The organism is Streptomyces recifensis, from assembly GCF_002154615.1.
In the GTDB taxonomy this organism is placed as follows: domain Bacteria; phylum Actinomycetota; class Actinomycetes; order Streptomycetales; family Streptomycetaceae; genus Streptomyces; species Streptomyces griseoluteus.
Window position 1 is genome coordinate 1 of the sequence record NZ_MUNH01000071.1, and the last position, 3,025, is coordinate 3,025.

Consider the following 3,025-nt stretch of genomic DNA (forward strand, 5'->3'; position numbering starts at 1 on the left):
CGCCACCACGACCGTCCCGCCGGGCAGCTTGCAGAAGCCTCCTGCGGCCATGCGGTCACGCCCCCGTTCAGTCAGGTGTCAATAAGCGGTCCACAGGACGCACCTAAACACGATCGGCGGCGACCCGCTAGGGGGTCACCGCCGATACGTCTCTGACCTGCGAAGATGTCGCTTACTTCGCCGCGGGGCCGACTTCCAGCTCGATCGTGGAGCCGTCGTCCGCCTGCTTCTTGATCTTGATCTTGGTGTTGGTGTCAGTGACCTTCACGCCACCGGTGGGGTTCGAGGGGTCCCAGTACGTGTGGGTGCGGTCGTTGAAGACCGACACCCCGTTCTGCGCCTTGATCTTCGTCACCTGGCCCGCCTTGTGCAGCGTGATCCCGTCCGTCGGGTCCAGCGAGAACGGCGAGTCGTACGCCTGCATCCGGTTGCGCAGCAGCGTCCCGTCGGACCACTTCAGCGCCTTCGGGTGGGCGTCGACCGGCAGGATCAGACCGGTACCGGGGTGCGCGTCCGCGTTGGTGTTGTTGTCCGCCTGGGAGGTGTCCCACTTCCAGATCAACAGGCCGTCCTGGTACGGGTAGTGCTCCACCCAGTCGGGCCGCTCGGTGCCGGCGAAGCCGAAGTTGTACGGACCGACCTTCAGCGTCTTGTCGTACGACACGTACTGACGGTTCTCGGCGAGGTAGTACTGCGCGTACTCCTTGGTGAAGGACGCGCCGATGCGGGAGAACCCGCTCGCGGCCCAAGCGGCGTCGGCCGACTCGGCGTTGTCGGAGAACAGCGGGGTGCCGTCCGCGGTGACCGTGATCTCGTCGGCCGCGAAGCCCTTCAGCGCCACGCCACCGTCGGTCTGGTAGCGGAAGCGGAGCTGGATCTTCTGGCCCGCGTACGCGTCCAGCGAGTACGACAGCTTCTTGTAGCCGTCGACCGTGCCGGTCAGCGCGGGCTTGTCGGAGCCGTCGCGCGGGATCGGCTGCCCGTCCACCGTGCCGTCCAGGGCGGTCCAGTTGGCGCCGTCCGTGGAGACCTCGGCGTAGAGGTAGTCGTAGCCGGCCTCGATGTCGTACCAGCCGTCCAGGCCCAGCGTGGCCTTGGACTTGCCGGTCAGGTCGACCGAACGGGTCAGCGTGTTCTTGAGGTTGTCACCGCTGCCGCTCCACCACTGGGTCGCGCCCTGGGCCGGGGTGACGATCTCGGTCTTGACCGCCTTGTCCGGCAGCGTGACCAACAGGGCCTGGCGGTACTTGGTGTTGTACTCCGCGAGACCGAGCTTGTGCCAGGAGGAGACGCCCGCCTTGGCGGTGTCGTAGGTCAGCCAGCCGAGCTGGAGCTTGTCCCACGCGTTCATGTCGCCGGGCAGGTCACCGATGGAGTCCTTGCCGGTGCCGAGCCAGGAACCGGAGGACATCAGGGTCCAGAAACCGGTGGAGTTGTCGCCGCCGGCCGTGTCGTACTCGTCCGGCAGACCGAGGTCGTGGCCGTACTCGTGGGCGAAGACGCCGAGTCCGCCGTTCTCCGGCTGGATGGTGTAGTCGCCGACCCAGACACCGGTGTCGCCCACCGGGGCGCCGCCGAGCTTGTTGCCGGCCGGGCCGGTCGCGCCCGCGTCGGTGCCGAACGCGTACCAGCGGTGCGCCCAGATGGCGTTCTCGCCCTCGGCGCCGCCGCCGGCGGACTCGTCCTCACCGGCGTGCACGATCTGGAAGTGGTCGACGTAGCCGTCCGGCTCGTTGAAGTCGCCGTCGCCGTCGTAGTCGTAGCGGTCCCACTGGTCGTACTGGGCCAGGTCGGCCTTGATGGCGGCGTCCGACTTGCCGGCCGCCTTCTGCCCGGCGACCCAGGACTTCAGGCCGTCGCTGACCACGTTCCACACGCTGGTGCAGTTGGTCTGGCCGCAGGCGTTGTTGCCGTAACGGGCCTCGTTGTAGGGGACCTTGACCCAGTCCGAGACCTCGCCCTCGACCGAGTAGCGGCCCGAGGACTGCTTCTCGTAGTACTTCTTCAGCGACTCGGTCTTGGCACCGGTGCCGAAGTAGAGGTCCTGGTAGTGCTGCTGGTTGTAATCCGCCTGCCAGGCAGTGGAGTTGTCCTTCGTGCGGTCCGGCGCGGCGATCTTGTTGTGCAGCGGGCCGGGGGTGCCGCCGAACTTGGGGTCCGTCTGGTCCCCGAACTCCACCAGGATGGTGAAGATCTTGTCGGTCTTCTCCCGGCTCAGCTCGACGTACTTGCCGTCGCCCTTCTTGCTCTTGAGCTCGACGACCTTGGAGCCGTTGCGCTCCTTCGTCGTGGCCTTGCCGGCGATGAGCTGGTTCAGGGCCTCCTGGCGCTGAGCCTCCTGGGTCTTGCTCAGCGGGCCGTCGAGGTCGTGCTCCCGCTGTCCGGCCGGGGCCGGGTCGTGCCGGTTCTCGGCCGCCGGGCGGGCCATCGTGCCGGCCTCGGCCACGGCGAACGTGGCGAAGGTGGCGGACGACGCCGCGAGGGCCACGCCTATCGCCGCGGCTCTGAACATCCAGGGTCTGCTGGTCACTTGAGATCCTCCCCCGCGCCGCGCGCACGGCAGGAGGGTTCCGGACCTTGGAAGATTCCGTGCGCGCACGATCAACGCGTGTAGTCAAGTGCCGTAATTTGACTAGAGGATCAGCAGAAAAGACAGACCTTGACTTGAGCAGGACAAGTGCACTATGCGGAGTTGGCGTCCGCTTTACGAACACGTGCTACGGCAGAACGGGCGCGCACATCAGCCCAGTTCGCGTGGGTCATGACTCCGTGCGCCCCCTGTGCACCGCCCCCCGGGGTGAGGCGGGGCTTACCTGGCACAGGACTCGGGCATGCACGCGAATAGAGCCGAAACGGCGCCCCGCACACCCCCTACCCCCGTCTTCCGAGGACACGATTGCCATGCCTCGTCCGACCGTCGCACAGCTCGTCTACGGTTCCTGCACCGTGATCCTCTCCACCGTCGCCATGCTGGCCCTGTCCCAGACCGGTTCGGGCATCGGTGTCGCCGTCATCGCGCTGGCCG

General features: G+C 67.1%; 1 protein-coding gene. It reads right to left on the reverse strand.

Annotated elements, in window-relative coordinates; genetic code table 11:
• Positions 1-172: 172 nt before the first annotated feature.
• Positions 173-2,530 carry an immune inhibitor A domain-containing protein gene (locus tag CCN33_RS04750; RefSeq protein WP_086691431.1) on the reverse strand — a complete coding sequence of 786 codons (2,358 nt, stop codon included), beginning with the start codon at positions 2,528-2,530 and terminating at the stop codon, positions 173-175.
• Positions 2,531-3,025 lie beyond the last annotated feature (495 nt).